Annotated in this window: 1 protein-coding gene; it reads right to left on the bottom strand. The window is 31.0% G+C overall.

What is annotated here, in order from left to right; genetic code table 11:
• Nucleotides 1-377 (bottom strand): hypothetical protein (locus tag PUR26_RS34560; protein WP_329868529.1); only part of this gene is annotated, 377 nt, incomplete at both ends.

Below are 377 nucleotides of genomic sequence, written 5' to 3' on the forward strand. Positions count from 1 at the left end.
AGGGCGCCCCCCCCCCCTCCCCACCAAAAAAAAAAACAAAAAAAAAAACACCAAAAACACAATAACCAACAAAAAAAAAAAAAAAACCACCACACACACAAAAAAAAACAAAACAAAAAAAAAAAAAAAAAAAAAAAAAAAAAACAACAACAAAAACAAAACCCCCCCAAACAACAACACAAACACAAAAAAAACCCCCAAAAAAAAAAAAAAAAAAAACACACACAAAAAAACACACACAACACAACAAAAAAAAAAAAAAAAAAAAAAAAAAACAAAAAACAAAAAAAAAACAAAAAAAAAAAAAAAACACCAAAACACCCCACAAACCCCCCCACAACAAACAACCCAACAACAACAACACCCGCCGCCCGCCC

It is taken from the genome of Streptomyces sp. SP18CS02 (assembly GCF_036322365.1).
Lineage (GTDB): Bacteria > Actinomycetota > Actinomycetes > Streptomycetales > Streptomycetaceae > Streptomyces.